The sequence below is a fragment of the Streptomyces sp. NPDC014764 genome (genome assembly GCF_043082785.1).
In the GTDB taxonomy this organism is placed as follows: Bacteria; Actinomycetota; Actinomycetes; order Streptomycetales; family Streptomycetaceae; genus Streptomyces; species Streptomyces althioticus.
The window spans coordinates 15,807-31,045 of the sequence record NZ_JBIBXY010000006.1 but is presented as its reverse complement, the minus strand read 5'-3'; the positions used below and the strand labels follow the sequence as shown (position 1 = coordinate 31,045).

Below are 15,239 nucleotides of genomic sequence, written 5' to 3'. Positions count from 1 at the left end.
TACCGGCCGGACGCCCGGCGGACGGCCCCATTCCGGGGCCGCGGATGTCAGGCGCCGCTCTCGCGGAGCATGTCCTCGCGCTCGACGATCTTCACGCGCGCGCGGCCCTGCGGCTCGCCCAGCGCCTTCTCCGCCGCGTCCAGGCGGTACCAGCCGTCCCACGTGGTGTAGCGGACGCCGCGCTCGGCCAGGAACGCGTCCACGGCCTCGGGGTCCGGGGAGCCCGGGGTGCCGAGCCGGTCGTTCTTGTAGTCGTCCAGCAGGTTGGCCACCGTCTCGTTGGCATCGCCCTTGGTGTGCCCGATCAGGCCCACGGGACCGCGCCGGATCCAGCCGGTGACGTACGTCGACGACAGGTGATCGCCGGTCTCCTGGACGACCCGGCCGCCCTCGTCCGGAACCGTGCCCGAGTCGATGTCCCAGGGCAGCTTGGGCAGCTTGTCGGAGAGGTAGCCGACCGCGCGGTACACCGCGGTGACGTCCCAGTCCTTGAACTCGCCGGTGCCCTTGACGTTGCCGGTGCCGTCGAGGGCGGTGCGCTCCGTGCGCAGGCCCACGACCTTGCCGTCCTCGCCGAGGATCTCGGTGGGCGACTCGAAGAAGTGCAGGAACAGCTTGTGCGGGCGGTCGCCGACGTCGCGGATCGCCCAGTTCTCCAGAGTCTTGGCGACCATGTCGGCCTGCTTGTTGCCGCGCCGGGTGGCGATCGAACCGTCGTCGTAGTCGATGTCCTCGGGGTCGACGATCACCTCGATGCTGGGGGAGTGGTCCAGCTCCCGCAGCTCCATCGGGCTGAACTTGGCCTGCGCGGGGCCGCGGCGGCCGAAGACGTGGATCTCCATCGCCTTGTTCGCCTTGAGGCCCTCGTGGACGTTCGGCGGGATCTCCGTGGGCAGCAGCTCGTCGGCCGTCTTGGCGAGGATGCGCGCCACGTCCAGGGCGACGTTGCCGACGCCGAGCACCGCGACCTTCTCCGCCTCCAGCGGCCAGGTGCGGGGCACGTCCGGGTGTCCGTCGTACCAGGACACGAAGTCCGCGGCGCCGTACGAGCCGTCGAGGTCGATGCCCGGGATCGGCAGCGCGCGGTCGGCCATGGCGCCGGTGGCGAAGATCACGCCGTCGTAGAAGGCGCGGAGGTCGTCCAGGTGCAGGTCGGTGCCGTAGTCCACGTTGCCGAAGAGCCGGATCTGCGGCTTGTCGAGCACCTGGTGGAGGGCCGTGATGATGCCCTTGATCCGCGGGTGGTCGGGGGCGACGCCGTAGCGGATCAGTCCGAACGGCGCAGGCATCCGCTCGAAGATGTCGATGGACACGCCAGGGCCGGCGGCCACGTCGGACTTGAGCAGGGCGTCGGCGGCGTAGATCCCGGCGGGGCCGGATCCGACGATGGCTACCCGCAGGGGGCGGGGCATGGTCAGGTTCCCTTCGAGCGATGACAAGCGTCTCGTGGGGAAGCCTAAACTCAGGCTTGCCTTACCTGGTACGCGGGTCCGGCCTATGGACCCATAAGCCGACCTTATGCCATGTCCCGAGGGGATCTTATGACATGGCGCCAGGCGTCTCCGGAAGGTTCTGCTCCGCCCAGATCACCTTGCCGGCGGGCAGATAGCGGGTGCCCCAGCGCTCGGCGAGCTGCGCCACCAGGAACAACCCACGCCCGCCCTCGTCCGTCATGGTCGCGTACCGCAGATGCGGGGCGGTGCTGCTGCTGTCGTAGACCTCGCAGATCAGATGACGTTCGTACAGCATCCGCACCTGGATGGGGGCCCCGCCGTGCCGCATCGCGTTGGTCACCAGCTCGCTGAGGATCAGCTCCGTGCCGAACGTCAGCTCGTCGAGACCCCACTCGGCGAGCTTCCGCGTCACCGCCGCCCGCAGCTCTCCCACCGCCGCCGGGTCCGGCGGTACCGGCCACTCGGCGATCCGGTCGGCGGACAGCGCCCGGGTCCGCGCCACGATCAGCGCGACGTCGTCGGCGGCCCTCCCGGGACGCCGCGAGTCCAGCACGGCCCGGCAGGTCTCCTCCGGGGACCCCCCGGCGCCCGCCAGCGCCTCCCGCAGCCGCTCCAGACCGACGTCGATGTCGTGCTCGCGGTCCTCGACCAGCCCGTCGGTGTACAGCACCAGCCTGCTGCCCTCCGGCAGCTCCAGCTCCGCCGACTCGAACGGCAGCCCGCCCAGGCCCAGCGGGGGACCCGCGGGCACGTCCGGGAACTCCACACGCCCGTCCGGCCGGACCAGCGCCGGCGGCGGGTGACCCGCGCGCGCCACCGCGCAGCGCCGCGACACCGGGTCGTACACCGCGTACAGACAGGTCGCCCCGATGACCGGGGCGACGTGCTCGTCCTGCGCCTCGTCCTGGTCGATCCGGCCGACCAGCTCGTCCAGCAGGGCGAGCAGCTCGCCCGGCGGCAGGTCCAGCGCGGAGAAGTTGTGCACCGCCGTGCGCAGCCGGCCCATGGTGGCCGCCGCGTGCAGACCGTGCCCGACGACGTCGCCGACCACCAGCGCCACCCGGGCGCCGGACAGCGGCAGCACGTCGAACCAGTCGCCGCCCACCCCGGCCTGCGCCGGCAGATAGCGGTAGGCGATCTCCAGCGCGTTCTGCTCGGGCAGCGTGCGCGGCAGCAGGCTGCGCTGCAGCGTCACCGCCATGCTGTGCTCGCGCGTGTAGCGGCGGGCGTTGTCGATGGACACCGCGGCCCGTGCCACCAGCTCCTCCGCGAGCGCCAGCTCCTCCTCGTCGAACGGCTCCGGCTTGCGCGAACGCCAGAAGCTGACCACGCCCAGGGTCAGGGAACCTGCCCGCAGCGGCACCGTGATCAGCGAGTGGATGCCGTACTCGACGACCTGGGCGGAGCGCTCCTTGTCCTGCGCCTGCCAGCCCGGCGCCTCGTCGAGCCGTGGCTCCAGGACCACGCGGCCGGTGGCCAGGCTCCGGCCCTGCGGGGACGACTCCACGAACCGGATCTGGTGGTCCCGCGGATAGAGGGGGGCGATCTCGTCGACGCCGGTCCGGGCCGTGCGGCGCAGCGCGGCGGCCGCGTCCGGCTGCCCGCCCGCCAGCACCGGCTCGAACAGGTCCACGGTGACGAAGTCGGCGAACCGGGGCACGGCCAGGTCGGACAGCTCCTGCGCGGTCCGCGCCACGTCCAGGCTGGTGCCGATGCCCACGCCCGCGTCGTAGAGCATGTTGAGCCGTTCGCGGGACTCCTCGGCCCGGCCGGACAGCGCCCGCAGCTCCGTGGTGTCACGGACGCTGGTGACGCTGCCCCGGTGCCGTCCCGCCGGGTCGGTGGGCCGCTGGTTGACCGCGAGCAGCCGGTCGCCCACCGGAAGCACCTCGTCCGTGGCCGTGCGGCCCGAGGACAGCAACTCCGTCGTGGCCGGATCCAGACCCAGATCCCGCACGTGCCGGCCCTCGGCGTCCTCGGGGAGGCTGAACAGACGGCGCGCCTCGTCGTTGGCGAGCAGCAGGGTGCCGTCGTCGTCGAGGATCATCACGCCCTCGCGCACCGCGTGCAGCACGGCGTCGTGGTGTTCGTACATCCGGGTCATCTCGTGCGGGCCCAGGCCGTGGGTCTGGTGCCGCAGACGTCTGCTGATCAGGGCCGCGCCGCCGGTCGCCAGGGCCAGCGCGGCGGCGGCCGCGCCCAGCACCAGCGGCAGCTCCGCCTCGGCCGCCCCGCCGACGTTCTCCAGCGTGATGCCGGCCGACACCAGGCCGACCACCTCGCCGTCCGGTTCCTCCACCGGCACCACGGCCTGCACGAGCCGCCCGATGGTCCCGTCGATCTCCTCCACGACCGGCTCGCCCGCCAGCGCGGGCTCGAGGGTGCCGACGAACTGCTTGCCGATGCGGTCGGGCCGGGGGTGCGTGTAGCGGATGCCGTCGGTGTTCATCACCACGACGAAGTCGACGTGCGACCGCTCACGGGCGGCCTCGGCGCGCGGCTGGAGCACGGCCGTGGGGTCGGGCGACTCCAGCGCCTCGATCGTGCCGGGGGCGTTGGCGAAGGTCTCGGCGACGGCGAGGGAGCGGTTGCGGGCCTCCTGGCTGCTGTCCCGCTGCACCTGCAGCACCAGCGCGACGACGGCCGCGACGACCAGCAGCAGCACCATCACCAGGAGCAGGAGGAACACCTGTCCGGCGACGCTGCGCCCGCTCAGCACCGACCGCAGCCCCGCCATCGGATGCCACCCGGAACGGCCGCTCTCCTGCCGCCGGCGCCGCACCGAAGCGGCCGCGCCCGCCCGCTGGGGCGACCGGGTCCGGGATCGACCCATGAGTCGGACCATGTGCCATGTCTACACTGCCGGGCCAATCGAGGCGAGGGTAGGCCGCTGCCGCGAGGGCTCGGAAGGGGGCGCCCCTCTGCGGCGAGGGGGCAGGCTGACGCGCCTCGGGGCGCACCCGCGCGCGGGGGTGACTTGAACCTGCCGTTCGCTCCAGTGCGCCAGGCGCACGGGGCACCGAGGGGCGCTCTGAAGCGCGGGTCAGCCGAGTGCGCCTTCCAGAGGGCGGGGAAACTGCGCGATCAACCCCGATGGCGCGGCACCCGCTCTCGCACCGATGTTTCTCGCGCCCGACCACGAGGCCGCCGCCTGCGGTGAAGGGGCGGCTGCGTCGCCGTCGGGGCCGGTCGCGCAGTTCCCGGCGCCCCTGGAAGGGCGCACGTCCGCACCGGCGCGGGAAGCAGTGAGGTGCCCCGGACGCAGGGCGCGAAAAGGTGTGCTTCACATACATAAGCGGGTCGCGCGCGGCCTTCCCCCTCGGCCGCGCGCGACCCTCCCCCCGACGCGCGACTCGTCCCCCGAGCAGTCGCGCGTCTTCTTGACCGGGCCCGCCCCGTGCGGGGGCGTCCCGGAGTGTGCGGGCCCGTGGTGATGCATCCCGTCGCCCCGGGCAGGGGAGGACAGGGCCCTCGAGAACCCGGCCGCGCCCGACGGCGCTCAGTCGGCCAGCGCCCGTGCCAGCTCCGTGCTGGCGCGCGCGATCTCCGTGTCCGGCTCCGACAGCAGCCGGTTCAGCTCGCCGCGGCGGGCGCGCACGGCCTGCCGGGCGGCCCGCTCCCACACCACGGGGTTCTCACGGCGGTTGAGCAGCTTGGGGTACGCGGCCGCGGTGCTCTCCCACTGCCGGGCGTCGGCGATGGCCTTGAGCAACTGGATGATCCCCGCCCGCACGGTGACGTGGGGCAGCTGGGCCAGCTCCCAGAGGAACGGCACCGTCGCGGCGGTGGCCTGCTCCGTGACGAAGCCGTACTGGCAGATCCGTTTCCGCAGATCCTCGAGGGCGGCCCGGGCGGTGTCGGCGTCACCCCAGGCGATCCCGTTGAGCAGCAGGGGAATGGCGGCCGCCGATCCGGTGGAGTCCTGCATGTCGGCCCACGGCACCTGGGACAGGGCCGTGAGGGGTGTGGACCGGGCCACTCCGGTGGGGGACGTGTGGCGCACTGGGCGCTCGCTGCTCGGCTGTTCCGTAGAAGCGCTGCGCATGGCGTGGGTGCCTTTCCGCGGCAGTCGTGTCAGGTGGGCGGGCGGGTGGACAACCGGGCCCACACCGTCTTGCCTGCCGGGACGGCGGGGAACCAGCCCCAAGCGTCCGACAGGGCGTCGACGATGCTCAGCCCCCGGCCGTGCTCCTCCAGGTCGGCGTCGCCGCCGCGAGGCCGGCGCACGGGCGGGCGGTCGTCCGGGTCGGTGACCGTGAGCAGCAGGTGCGCCGGCTCCAGACGGAACCCCAGCCGTACGTCCGGCTCACCCGGGCAGCGCGAAGCCGCGTGCAGTACGGCGTTGGCGGCCAGCTCGGTCATGACCAAGGCGGCGTCGTCGCCGCACCGGTGCAGCGACCACTCCCCGAGGGTGTGGCGGGTGAAGGACCGCGCTCGCGCGAGGCCCTCCCGGCTGCAGGCGATGCTCACCGCCGCGTGGGGGGCGGCGGCGGGCACCGTCTGCAGTGGCGACCCGTCCTCGTGCGGCACCGCGGGCAGCGGGCCGAACGAAGCGGCGCCGCCACCACCTGCCGGTAAGACGGCCGAGGCCGTCGGCCGGAGCGTCAGGTGCACAGGTGATGACACGGCATCTCCTCGATGCGACGTCAGGACGGGGCGCTCCCAGGGGGGTTGACGCCACGGCTATTATCCACGCTGTCAGCGCTCCCGTGCAATTGCACGGGAAATTGCGCGAGAATTTTCGCCAAGTACGGCAGGGCCGCACGGGGCGGGACAAGATCCACAGCAAGGAGACAGGGGTGCCTGGAGTGCGGAACGGAGTGCGGGCCAGCCAGTTGGACGCCCGCTGGATCAAGAGCCGGCACAGCAACGCCGAGGGCAACTGTGTCGAGGTCGCGCCGCTGTCCGGCGGTGACGTCGCGATGCGCAACTCCCGCGACCCCGACGGCCCGGCCCTGGTGTACACCGCCGCCGAGCTGGCCGCCTTCCTGGCGGGCGCCAAGGACGGCGAGTTCGACCACCTGGTCGGGTGACGGGGCCACCTCGTCCGATGGAGGGCCACCGCGCCCGCCGGCCACCGCGCCCGCCGGGCGGCCGGTGCCGGACCCTGTGTGTACCGGCGCCGGTGAAGCGGAGCCCAACTGCCCCAATTTGATCGGCATTTCGCATCCGGGTGCGGTGAGGCGGCGTCAGGTGCGATAGTGTGAATCGCCCTTGTGTCGGTCTGCTGGGAGTCAGGATGTCCGCCGCGTCGCATCGTATCTCCCGTCTGGAACCCTACCTGGACAGGCCCGAGCCCGCGCCGACCCTGCTGAAGATGCTGGTGGGCGTGCAGCTGGCCGGTTTCCGCGAGGACGCCGGACTGTCCCAGGACCAGGCGGCCCGCTCCGTCGGCTTCAGCGGGGCCAAGCTGTCCCGCATCGAGTCCGGCAAGGGCCGCCGCCCGCCGACCGAGACCGACGTCCGGGCGCTGCTCGAGCTCTACGGCACCGACGACTACGAGGCCTCCGTCCTCCTCAAGCTGCTCCGGAGGGCCGGCGAGCCAGGCTGGTGGCAGCGGTACGACAAGCGGCTGATGCCCGAGTGGTTCGACCGCCTGGTCGGACTCCAGGAGGCGGCCGCCACCATCCGTACGTTCGAGATCCAGTACGTCCCCGGGCTGCTGCAGAGCGCCGACTACACCCGCGCGGTCGTCGAACGCGGACTGCCCAACGCCCCGGCGAGCGAGGTGCAGCGCCGGGTCGAACTGCGCATGCGACGTGCCCAGCTGCTGCTCCGCGAGGACGCCCCGCAGCTGTGGGCCGTCATCGACGAGTCGGTCCTGCTGCGCGTCCTCGGCGACCGCACCGTGATGCGCGACCAGCTCGAGCACCTGGCGCAGATGGCCGAGCGGCCCAACGTCACCCTGCAGATCGTCCCGTTGGGCGTCACCAACGCCTCGGCCCCCGCCATCCCGGTGACCTATCTGCGCTTCGGCGGACTCGACCTGCCCGACGTGGTCTACCTGGAGCACATCAGAAGCGCCAACTTCCTCGAGGACCGCGACGAGACCGAGGAGTACCGGATCGTGCTCGACCGTCTCGCCGACGAGGCGCTCACGCCCCGCGAGTCCGTCGAGATGCTGCGCCGCACGATCGACGAACGCTACGCGCTCTCCTCCTGAGCCGGCACGGCTTTCCCTGGTCCCGTCCAGCGCGACTTCCCGGGACCAGGAACGGCCGACGCCCCTCCCGGGACCCGGGAGGGGCGTCGGCCGTTCGTGGACGGTTACGAGGGAAGCCGGCCCACGCCGCCGAACTCGATCCACTCCTGCGTGAGCTGACGGGGAGCCACCTCGGTGTCCGGACGCCAGGTGGACACCTCCACCAGACCCGGCTCCAGGATCTCCAATCCCTCGAAGAGGACCTCGACGTCCTTCTCCGTGCGGACCCGGCCCCAGTGCCCCTGGGTCGCCTGGTCCATGAAGTCGGTGACGAACTCGCGGACCTTCGGGTCCTCGCTGACCAGCTGGCACATCACCATGAAGCTGCCCGGCGCAAGCCGCTCCCGCACCCGCTTGGCGACGGCCAGCGGACCGTCGGTGTCGCTGTCCGGGATGCAGTGGAAGACGGAGTTGAACAGCACGCACACCGGCTCGTCGAAGTTGATCAGCCGCTGGGTCTCGGGGTGGCCGAATATCCCGTCGGTGTCACGCATGTCCGCCTGGATGACCACCGTGCGCTCGTCCTGCTCCAGGAGGGCCCGTCCGTGCACCAGCACCATCGGGTCGTTGTCGGCGTACACGACGTGGGTGGTGGGGTCGATGCGCTGCGCCACCTGGTGCACGTTGTCCTGCGTGGGCAGGCCGGAGCCGTGGTCCAGGTACTGGCGGATGCCGTACTCCTGGGTGAGCGTGCGGACCACGCGCTGCAGGAAACGGCGGTTGTTCAGGGCCAGGCGGCGGGTGCTCGGCACCACCTTGTCGAGCTCCTCGACCGCGGCACGGTCAGCAGCGTAGTTGTCCTTGCCGCCGAGGTAGTAGTCGTACATCCGCGCGGCCGTCGGCACGGTCGCGTCGATCTCGGTGGACAGCTGCTTACCGGAATGCATCGTTCCCCCTGCGGAGTGCCGCGCCAACTGGACTGGCTGGACAGGAAATACATCCTAGGGAGGGCCGTACGGCCCTTGCCAGCCCGTCGGCGAACATGACCCCGAAGGAATGGTGAAGGAGTGTCAGGCTGTCACGTTGAGTGGCGTGGCGTGTGCGCGGTGTGATGGTGTGACCCGTGGAGGGCGGGTACCCGCCTCCGCGGTATCCCCGCACCGAGGAGGTCGGACCACCATGCACGGCCCGCCGGACCGGATCACCAACCCCTGGGGCGCACGCACCCCGTACGCTCCCGGCGACCCCTGGCCGGTCCGCACCGACCTGCACCTCGCGGACGGGGTGACGGAGGAGGACGTCGAGCGGTGGGTGCCGTCCGCCTCGATCCTGCACTCCAACGGCGACGCGATGGACATCGCCGTGCGCGGCGGACGCATCGTGGGCGTCCGGGGCCGTGCCGCCGACCGGGTCAACCGCGGCCGGCTCGGTCCCAAGGACCTCTACGGCTGGCAGGCCAACCACTCCCCGGACCGCCTCACCCGCCCCCTCGTCCGGGAGGGCGGCCGCCTGGTCGAGACCGACTGGGACACCGCCATGGACCGCGTGGTCTCCCGCACGCGCACCCTGCTCGACGACCGCGGCCCCGGATCCGTCGGCTTCTACACGAGCGGGCAGCTGTTCCTGGAGGAGTACTACACCCTTGCCGTCCTCGCCCACGCCGGCGTCCGCACCAACCACCTCGACGGCAACACCCGGCTGTGCACCGCGACCGCCGCCGAGGCCCTCAAGGAGACCTTCGGCTCCGACGGCCAGCCCGGCTCGTACGAGGACATCGACCACGCCGACACGATCGCCCTGTTCGGGCACAACATGGCCGAGACGCAGACCGTGCTCTGGGCACGCGTCCTGGACCGGCTGGAGGGCTCCGACCCGCCCCGGCTGCTGTGCGTGGATCCCCGGTACACCCCGGTCGCCCGCCACGCGGACGTTCACCTGGCGCCGCGCCCCGGTACCAACGTCGCCCTGCTCAACGCCCTGCTGCACGAGATCATCCGCACCGGCCGCATCGACCGCGCCTACCTCGACGCCCACACCGTCGGCTACGACGAACTCGCCGCCGGCGTCGAGCGCCGCACCCCCCGCTGGGCCGCGGAGATCTGCGGTGTCCCGGCCGCCGAGATCGAACGCGCCGCCGACCTCCTCGGGGACGCGAAGCGGCTCACCTCCACGGTTCTCCAGGGTGTCTACCAGTCCCACCAGGCGTCCGCCGCCGCCGTGCAGGTCAACAACCTGCACCTGATCCGCGGCATGCTCGGCCGACCCGGCTGCGGGCTGATGCAGATGAACGGCCAGCCCACCGCCCAGAACACCCGCGAGTGCGGGGCCGACGGCGACCTCCCCGGCTTCCGCAACTGGCAGAACGACCGGCATGTGGCCGAACTGGCCGGGATCTGGAACGTCGAACCGGACGGCATCCCGCACTACGGCCCGCCCACCCACGCCATGCAGATGTTCCGCTACGCCGAGCAGGGCTCGCTGCGCATGCTGTGGATCTCCGGCACCAACCCGGCCGTCTCGCTGCCCGAACTCGGCCGGATCCGTTCGATCCTCGCGCAGGAACGCCTGTTCGTGGTGGTGCAGGACCTGTTCCTCACGGAGACCGCCCAGCTCGCCGACGTCGTCCTGCCCGCCGCGACCTGGGGCGAGAAGACCGGCACCTTCACCAACGCCGACCGCACCGTCCACCTCTCCGAGAAGGCCGTTGACCCGCCCGGCGAGGCCCGCGCCGACCTCGACATCTTCCTCGACTTCGCCGCCCGCATGGACTTCCGTGACAAGGACGGCGGCCCACTGGTCCACTGGTCCGACCCGCAGGGCGCCTTCGCCGCCTGGCAGCGGTGCAGCGCCGGCCGCCCCTGCGACTACACCGGCCTCAGCTACGACAAGCTGCGCGACGGCGGCATCCAGTGGCCGTGCACCGAGGACGCCCCCGACGGCACCGCCCGCCTCTACACCGACGGCTTCGACCACGCCCACCCCGACCGCTGCGAGAGCTACGGCAAGGACATGGTCACCGGCGCGACCGTCACCCCGGTCGAGTACCGCTCCCTGAACCCTGACGGCAAGGCCGTGATCAAGGCCGCCGAGTACCTCCCGCCGCACGAGGACGCCTCCCCGGAGTACCCGCTCCGGCTCATCACCGGCCGGACCGTCCACCACTTCCACACCCGCACCAAGACCGGCCGCGCCCCCGAGCTGAACGCCGCAGCCCCGGACGTCTGGGCGGAGATCTCCCCGGCAGAGGCGGCCACGCAGGGCCTGGCCGACGGGGACCTGGTCCAGGTCACCACCCCGCGCGGCGCGCTCCGGGCCCGGCTGCGCACCGTGGCGATCCGCGACGGCGTGGTGTTCGTGCCGTTCCACTACGGCTACTGGGACCTCCCCGAGGGACACCGGCCGCCCGACGGCCGCCCCGGCCGCGCCGCCAACGAGACCACGATCACGGACTGGGACCCGCTGTCCAAACAGCCCCTGTTCAAGACGGCGGCGGCCCGCGTCACGCTCGTCGCCCGGCGCGGGACCCCGCCACGGCAGGACACGGACGACGCGAGCACGGGGAGCACGGCATGAGCGGCATCGGCATCACCCTGCGCGCCCTCCACGACGGCGAGCGCGACCTGGAGACGGACCTGCTCGCCGTCGCCGAGCGGCACCGCACCGAGCACGAGGTGCACCACGTCGCCACCGACGTCGCCCGCTGGTCCCGCGAGCACGCGGCCCGGCTGGCCGCCCTCGGCCCCGGTCACGGCGTCGAGTTGTCCGGCCCCCGCGACCACACGGCGCCCGGTGCGCTGACAGCCCTGCGCGAGAAGGCCGCCCAGGCCCTCGGACGACGCCCGGAGACCGGGCTGCTCCTCCTGGAGGACCTGCGCGACCTGCACCTGGCCGCCGTCCGCAACAGCCTCCACTGGGAGATGCTCGCCCAGACCGCACAGGCCACCCGCGACCGCGCCCTCCTCGACCTGGCGACGGACTGCCACCCCCAGACCCTGCGGCAGATGCGCTGGACCAACACGATGATCAAGGTGCTGTCCCCTCAGCTCCTCGTGAGCGTCTGACCTGGCCCGGGACGGGGTCCGCGGCGCGCCTGCGCGACCGTCCGTGCCCCGCTATCGTCGGTTTCGTCCCCACGGGACGTCGGCCGCCGGCGGGCGGCGGCCGGCCCGGCCGGACCCCCCGGGAGGCGGGCACCATGGACGGCTACTACGACCTAGGCTCCTACGGACGGCCCGTTTCGACGACCTCTCCCGAGGCGCAACTCTGGTTCGACCGCGGGCTGATGTGGACGTACGCCTTCAACCACGAGGAGGCGGTCGCCTGTTACCAGAAGGCCGCCGACGCCGATCCCGGTTGCGCGATGGCCCACTGGGGCATCGCGTACGCCCTCGGCCCGAACTACAACAAACCCTGGGAGGCCTTCGACTCCGAGGACCTCGACCGCACCGTGGAGCGAACCCACGCCGCCGTCGAACGCGCCCATCGGGCGGCGGAGGCCCGTGCCACCCCGGTCGAACGCGCCCTCGTCGAAGCCCTGCGCGCCCGCTACCCGCAGGACCGCCCCGCGGAGGACTGTTCCGTATGGAACGAGTCGTACGCGGACCGCATGCTCGCCGTGTACGAGAACGCCCCCGGGGACCCGGACGTGGCCGCGCTCTGCGCGGACGCGCTGATGAACCTCACGCCGTGGCAGCTGTGGGACCTGAGGACCGGGAGCCCCGCCGACGGCGCCCGCACCGTGGAGGCCAAGGAGGTGCTCGACGGCGCCCTAGCCGCCGAGGCCGGCGCCACGCACCCCGGCGTCGTGCACCTCTACGTCCACCTCATGGAGATGTCCCCGACCCCGGAGGCCGCCCTCACCGTCGCCGACCGGCTGCGCGGCGCCGCCCCCGACGCCGGCCACCTGCTCCACATGCCCTCGCACCTCGAGGTGCTGTGCGGCGACTACCGCCGTGTCGTCTCGGACAACACCGCCGCGATCGCCGCCGACGAGAAGTACCTCCGGCGGGCCGGCGCGATGAACTTCTACACGCTCTACCGCTGCCACAACCACCATTTCAGGATCTACGGCGCCATGTTCGCCGGACAGTCCGGGGTGGCCCTGGACGCCGCCGCCCGGCTCGAGGCCGCCGTGCCCGAGAAGCTTCTCAGGGTGGAGAGCCCGCCCATGGCGGACTGGCTGGAGGCGTTCCTGGCGATGCGCTTCCACGTGCTGATCCGCTTCGGCCGCTGGGACGACATCCTCGCGCTGCCGTTCCCCGACGACCCCGAGCTGTACTGCGTCACGACCGCGATGCTGCACTACGCCCGCGGCATCGCCCTCGGCGTCAAGGGTGACATCGACGGCGCCGACGCCGAGCGGGAGGAGTTCCGCGCGGCCGTGGACCGTGTGCCCGGGAGCAGGATGCTGTTCAACAACACCTGCCACGACATCCTCGCCATCGCCTCCGCGCTGCTCGACGGCGAACTCGCCTACCGCAAGGGCGACTACGACACCGCCTTCGCCGCGCTCGAACTGGCCGTCGAACGGGACGACACCCTGCCGTACGACGAGCCGTGGGGCTGGATGCAGCCCACCCGGCACGCCCTCGGCGCGCTCCTCCTCGAACAGGGCCGGGTCGCCGAGGCGGAGTCCGTCTACCGTGCCGACCTGGGCCTCGACGACACCCTGCCCCGGCCGCTCCAGCACCCGAACAACGTCTGGGCGCTGCACGGCTTCCACGAGTGCCTGCTGCGTACCGGCAAGACCGGCGAGGCCGCGATCGTCGCCCGGCAGCTGCGGCAGGCGGCGGCGCTGGCTGACGTACCGATCGAGGCGTCCTGCTTCTGCCGGCTGGACACGCACAGCCCGGAGCCTGGGGAGCACACCCACGGTCCGGAGCAGCACACCCACGGTCCGGGGGATCCCGCCTGCCACTGAAGCGGAGCCGGCGGATGCCACTGAAGCGGAGCCGGCGGATGCCGCTGAAGCGGCGCCGGCGGACCCGGACGGTGCCCGGGCCCGCCGACGCCGGCGGGGGCGGCCGTGGCTCTCAGCGGGACGCCACGACGGTCTGGAACGACTTCATGCAGGTGAAGCAGTGCCGGTCCGTCGTGTCGCGCCGTGGCGATTCCTCCTCCTTGTCCACCCCGCACAGCGTCGAGGTCTTGTCCGGGGTGAGAACGTGCCAGACCGGCTCCCCCGAAGTGTCTGCACCGCACCACATCTCGTGCATTCCCAGCTCCCTCCGGGTAGGCATGGAGGCCGCTTCCATACCAGCACGGCGGGCGTCCGTCCGGCTCGTCCGGCGGTCCAGTCGGGTGACACGCGGTCCCGGCGTGCATACGCGACGGCACGGACGGACCCTGGAGGGATGAGGAAGCCTCCGATCGTGGTGCACCCGCCGCTCGGCTCGGGCGGCCGGCGCGTCACCGTGCGCGGAGAGATCGTCGGCCTCGCCTACTCCGACCGTGACGTCGTGGAGTTCCTGCGCCGTGCGGGGCTCCCGGAGGGCGAACAGCTGCTGGACGACGCCGCATGGGTGAAGTGGGTCGGCGGCCGGGCCCACGTCTACGACGCCGCATAGAACGACGGCGCCCCGGAAACCGGAGCGCCGTCGCCGCCACCGTCGGCGCCGACTCCGACGGTGACCGTAGCAGCCCGGGTACCCCGGTCGGACACCTCCATGCAGGGCAGGCCGGGGCGCGGGAAACTGCGCGCTCAGCCCTCACGGGTCCGCGGCTCGACGCCGGCATCAGCCCTCTCGGGAGCGCCCCCGCTCAGCCGCCGCGAGACGGCCCGCAACAGTGCGTCCAGCACGACCTCGTCCCTCCGCCGCCGTGGCCGCGCCAGCCCCACCCGGGACGGTGAGAGCCCGTGGACCGGCCGGAACACCACATCCGGGCGGGAGTGGTAGCGGGCCGCCGACGCGGGCGCCAGTGCCACGCACCCGCCGGCCACCGCTCCCAGCCACTCGTCGGGACGGCTCGTGACGGCGCCGATCCGGACAGGGTGCTCGCCGTCCCGTTCCTCCGTCCCCAGCCAGTGTTCCCTCCAGGCGCCGGTCTCGGCCCCGGCCGCGACGAACGGCTCGTCCCACAGCTCGTGGAATTCCACCGTCTCGCGCGTCGCCAGCGGATGCCGGGCCGGCAGCAGCACGCCACGCTCCTCGGCGAACAACTCCCGCACCGTGTAGTTCTCCTGTCCCGGGAACGGCAGACGCACCACTGCGGCGTCCACCTCCCCTCGGCCCAGGCCCGCGCTCGCGTCCGACCAGTCGAACTGCCGCAGTTCCACCCGCCACTCCGGCCGCGCGCGACGGAAATCGGCGATGACCTCGGGGACGGCCCCCGCCGCTCCCGCGTCCAGGAAGCCCAGGCGCAGCACGCGCGCCGCCCGGCCGGTCGCCCGCACCGCCTCGTCCCATCCGTCCAGCAGCGCGGGCACCCGGGAGGCGAACTCGCGGCCGGCCTCGGTCAGCGCCATCCCGGAGCGGGAACGCGCGAAGAGCCGTACGCCCAGATCGTCCTCCAGGCGCCGGATCTGCTTGGTCAGCGCGGGCTGCGAGACGAACAGCCGCTGCGCGGCCCCGGTCAGGCTGCCCTCCTCCGCCACGGCGGCGAAGTACCGGAGGAAACGCGTGTCCACATCCATGCCTCCAGGT

General features: G+C 72.5%; 13 protein-coding genes. 6 read left to right on the top strand and 7 right to left on the bottom strand.

Annotation, left to right across the window (positions count from 1 at the left end; all coding sequences use genetic code 11):
- Nucleotides 1–47: 47 nt before the first annotated feature.
- From ACF1AG_RS16555 to ACF1AG_RS16540, 4 genes are all read right to left on the bottom strand, one after another.
- Complete coding sequence (locus tag ACF1AG_RS16555) at nt 48–1,412, bottom strand: FAD-dependent oxidoreductase (protein ID WP_391809933.1); 1,365 nt, start codon at nt 1,410–1,412, stop codon at nt 48–50.
- A gap of 127 nt (nt 1,413–1,539) precedes the next feature.
- On the bottom strand, nt 1,540–4,191 hold the full coding sequence (locus ACF1AG_RS16550) for a SpoIIE family protein phosphatase (protein ID WP_391810057.1): 2,652 nt from the start codon (nt 4,189–4,191) through the stop codon (nt 1,540–1,542).
- A gap of 762 nt (nt 4,192–4,953) precedes the next feature.
- Nucleotides 4,954–5,499 carry a hypothetical protein gene (locus ACF1AG_RS16545; RefSeq protein WP_033275207.1) on the bottom strand — a complete coding sequence of 182 codons (546 nt, stop codon included), beginning with the start codon at nt 5,497–5,499 and terminating at the stop codon, nt 4,954–4,956.
- Nucleotides 5,500–5,528: 29 nt separating this feature from the next.
- Entirely contained in the window at nt 5,529–6,080 is a 552-nt protein-coding gene (locus ACF1AG_RS16540) for an ATP-binding protein (RefSeq protein WP_391809932.1), read from the bottom strand.
- Between the two features lie 173 nt (nt 6,081–6,253).
- Between ACF1AG_RS16540 and ACF1AG_RS16535 the strand changes: the two genes are divergently transcribed.
- Nucleotides 6,254–6,487, top strand: coding sequence for a DUF397 domain-containing protein (locus ACF1AG_RS16535; RefSeq protein WP_102642031.1), 234 nt, complete (start codon nt 6,254–6,256; stop codon nt 6,485–6,487).
- Nucleotides 6,488–6,693: 206 nt separating this feature from the next.
- The gene (locus ACF1AG_RS16530; protein WP_359608066.1) at nt 6,694–7,617 is read left to right on the top strand and encodes a helix-turn-helix transcriptional regulator; all 924 of its coding nucleotides are present in this window, start codon (nt 6,694–6,696) and stop codon (nt 7,615–7,617) included.
- 104 nt (nt 7,618–7,721) lie between these two features.
- On the opposite strand, the gene ACF1AG_RS16525 is transcribed toward ACF1AG_RS16530, so the two are convergent.
- Nucleotides 7,722–8,543 (bottom strand): SAM-dependent methyltransferase, encoded by an 822-nt coding sequence (locus ACF1AG_RS16525; RefSeq protein WP_359607745.1) that lies wholly within the window; start codon nt 8,541–8,543, stop codon nt 7,722–7,724.
- Between the two features lie 232 nt (nt 8,544–8,775).
- On the opposite strand from ACF1AG_RS16525, the gene ACF1AG_RS16520 reads away from it, so the two are divergent.
- From ACF1AG_RS16520 to ACF1AG_RS16510, 3 genes are all read left to right on the top strand, one after another.
- A complete protein-coding gene (locus tag ACF1AG_RS16520; RefSeq protein WP_359607746.1) occupies nt 8,776–11,169 on the top strand; it encodes a nitrate reductase in 2,394 nt (797 codons plus the stop codon).
- A complete protein-coding gene (locus tag ACF1AG_RS16515) occupies nt 11,166–11,657 on the top strand; it encodes a hypothetical protein (RefSeq protein ID WP_359607748.1) in 492 nt (163 codons plus the stop codon). The genes ACF1AG_RS16520 and ACF1AG_RS16515 overlap by 4 nt, the downstream gene beginning before the upstream one ends.
- 134 nt (nt 11,658–11,791) lie before the next feature.
- Entirely contained in the window at nt 11,792–13,516 is a 1,725-nt protein-coding gene (locus tag ACF1AG_RS16510; RefSeq protein ID WP_359607750.1) for a hypothetical protein, read from the top strand.
- A 112-nt stretch (nt 13,517–13,628) separates the two neighbouring features.
- On the opposite strand, the gene ACF1AG_RS16505 is transcribed toward ACF1AG_RS16510, so the two are convergent.
- Nucleotides 13,629–13,811 (bottom strand): hypothetical protein, encoded by a 183-nt coding sequence (locus tag ACF1AG_RS16505; protein WP_359750878.1) that lies wholly within the window; start codon nt 13,809–13,811, stop codon nt 13,629–13,631.
- A 138-nt stretch (nt 13,812–13,949) separates the two neighbouring features.
- On the opposite strand from ACF1AG_RS16505, the gene ACF1AG_RS16500 reads away from it, so the two are divergent.
- The gene (locus tag ACF1AG_RS16500) at nt 13,950–14,162 is read left to right on the top strand and encodes a hypothetical protein (protein WP_359607754.1); all 213 of its coding nucleotides are present in this window, start codon (nt 13,950–13,952) and stop codon (nt 14,160–14,162) included.
- A gap of 134 nt (nt 14,163–14,296) precedes the next feature.
- On the opposite strand, the gene ACF1AG_RS16495 is transcribed toward ACF1AG_RS16500, so the two are convergent.
- Nucleotides 14,297–15,229 (bottom strand): LysR family transcriptional regulator, encoded by a 933-nt coding sequence (locus ACF1AG_RS16495; RefSeq protein ID WP_387795137.1) that lies wholly within the window; start codon nt 15,227–15,229, stop codon nt 14,297–14,299.
- Nucleotides 15,230–15,239 lie beyond the last annotated feature (10 nt).

Bases quoted from the DNA above. Each gene is read 5' to 3' on its own strand.
- ACF1AG_RS16555 (WP_391809933.1), bottom strand. From the start codon at position 1,412: ATGCCCCGCCCCCTGCGGGTAGCCATCGTCGGATCCGGCCCCGCCGGG.
- ACF1AG_RS16550 (WP_391810057.1), bottom strand. From the start codon at position 4,191: ATGGCGGGGCTGCGGTCGGTGCTGAGCGGGCGCAGCGTCGCCGGACAG.
- ACF1AG_RS16545 (WP_033275207.1), bottom strand. From the start codon at position 5,499: ATGCGCAGCGCTTCTACGGAACAGCCGAGCAGCGAGCGCCCAGTGCGC.
- ACF1AG_RS16530 (WP_359608066.1), top strand. From the start codon at position 6,694: ATGTCCGCCGCGTCGCATCGTATCTCCCGTCTGGAACCCTACCTGGAC.
- ACF1AG_RS16525 (WP_359607745.1), bottom strand. From the start codon at position 8,543: ATGCATTCCGGTAAGCAGCTGTCCACCGAGATCGACGCGACCGTGCCG.
- ACF1AG_RS16520 (WP_359607746.1), top strand. From the start codon at position 8,776: ATGCACGGCCCGCCGGACCGGATCACCAACCCCTGGGGCGCACGCACC.
- ACF1AG_RS16515 (WP_359607748.1), top strand. From the start codon at position 11,166: ATGAGCGGCATCGGCATCACCCTGCGCGCCCTCCACGACGGCGAGCGC.
- ACF1AG_RS16510 (WP_359607750.1), top strand. From the start codon at position 11,792: ATGGACGGCTACTACGACCTAGGCTCCTACGGACGGCCCGTTTCGACG.
- ACF1AG_RS16505 (WP_359750878.1), bottom strand. From the start codon at position 13,811: ATGCACGAGATGTGGTGCGGTGCAGACACTTCGGGGGAGCCGGTCTGG.
- ACF1AG_RS16500 (WP_359607754.1), top strand. From the start codon at position 13,950: ATGAGGAAGCCTCCGATCGTGGTGCACCCGCCGCTCGGCTCGGGCGGC.
- ACF1AG_RS16495 (WP_387795137.1), bottom strand. From the start codon at position 15,229: ATGGATGTGGACACGCGTTTCCTCCGGTACTTCGCCGCCGTGGCGGAG.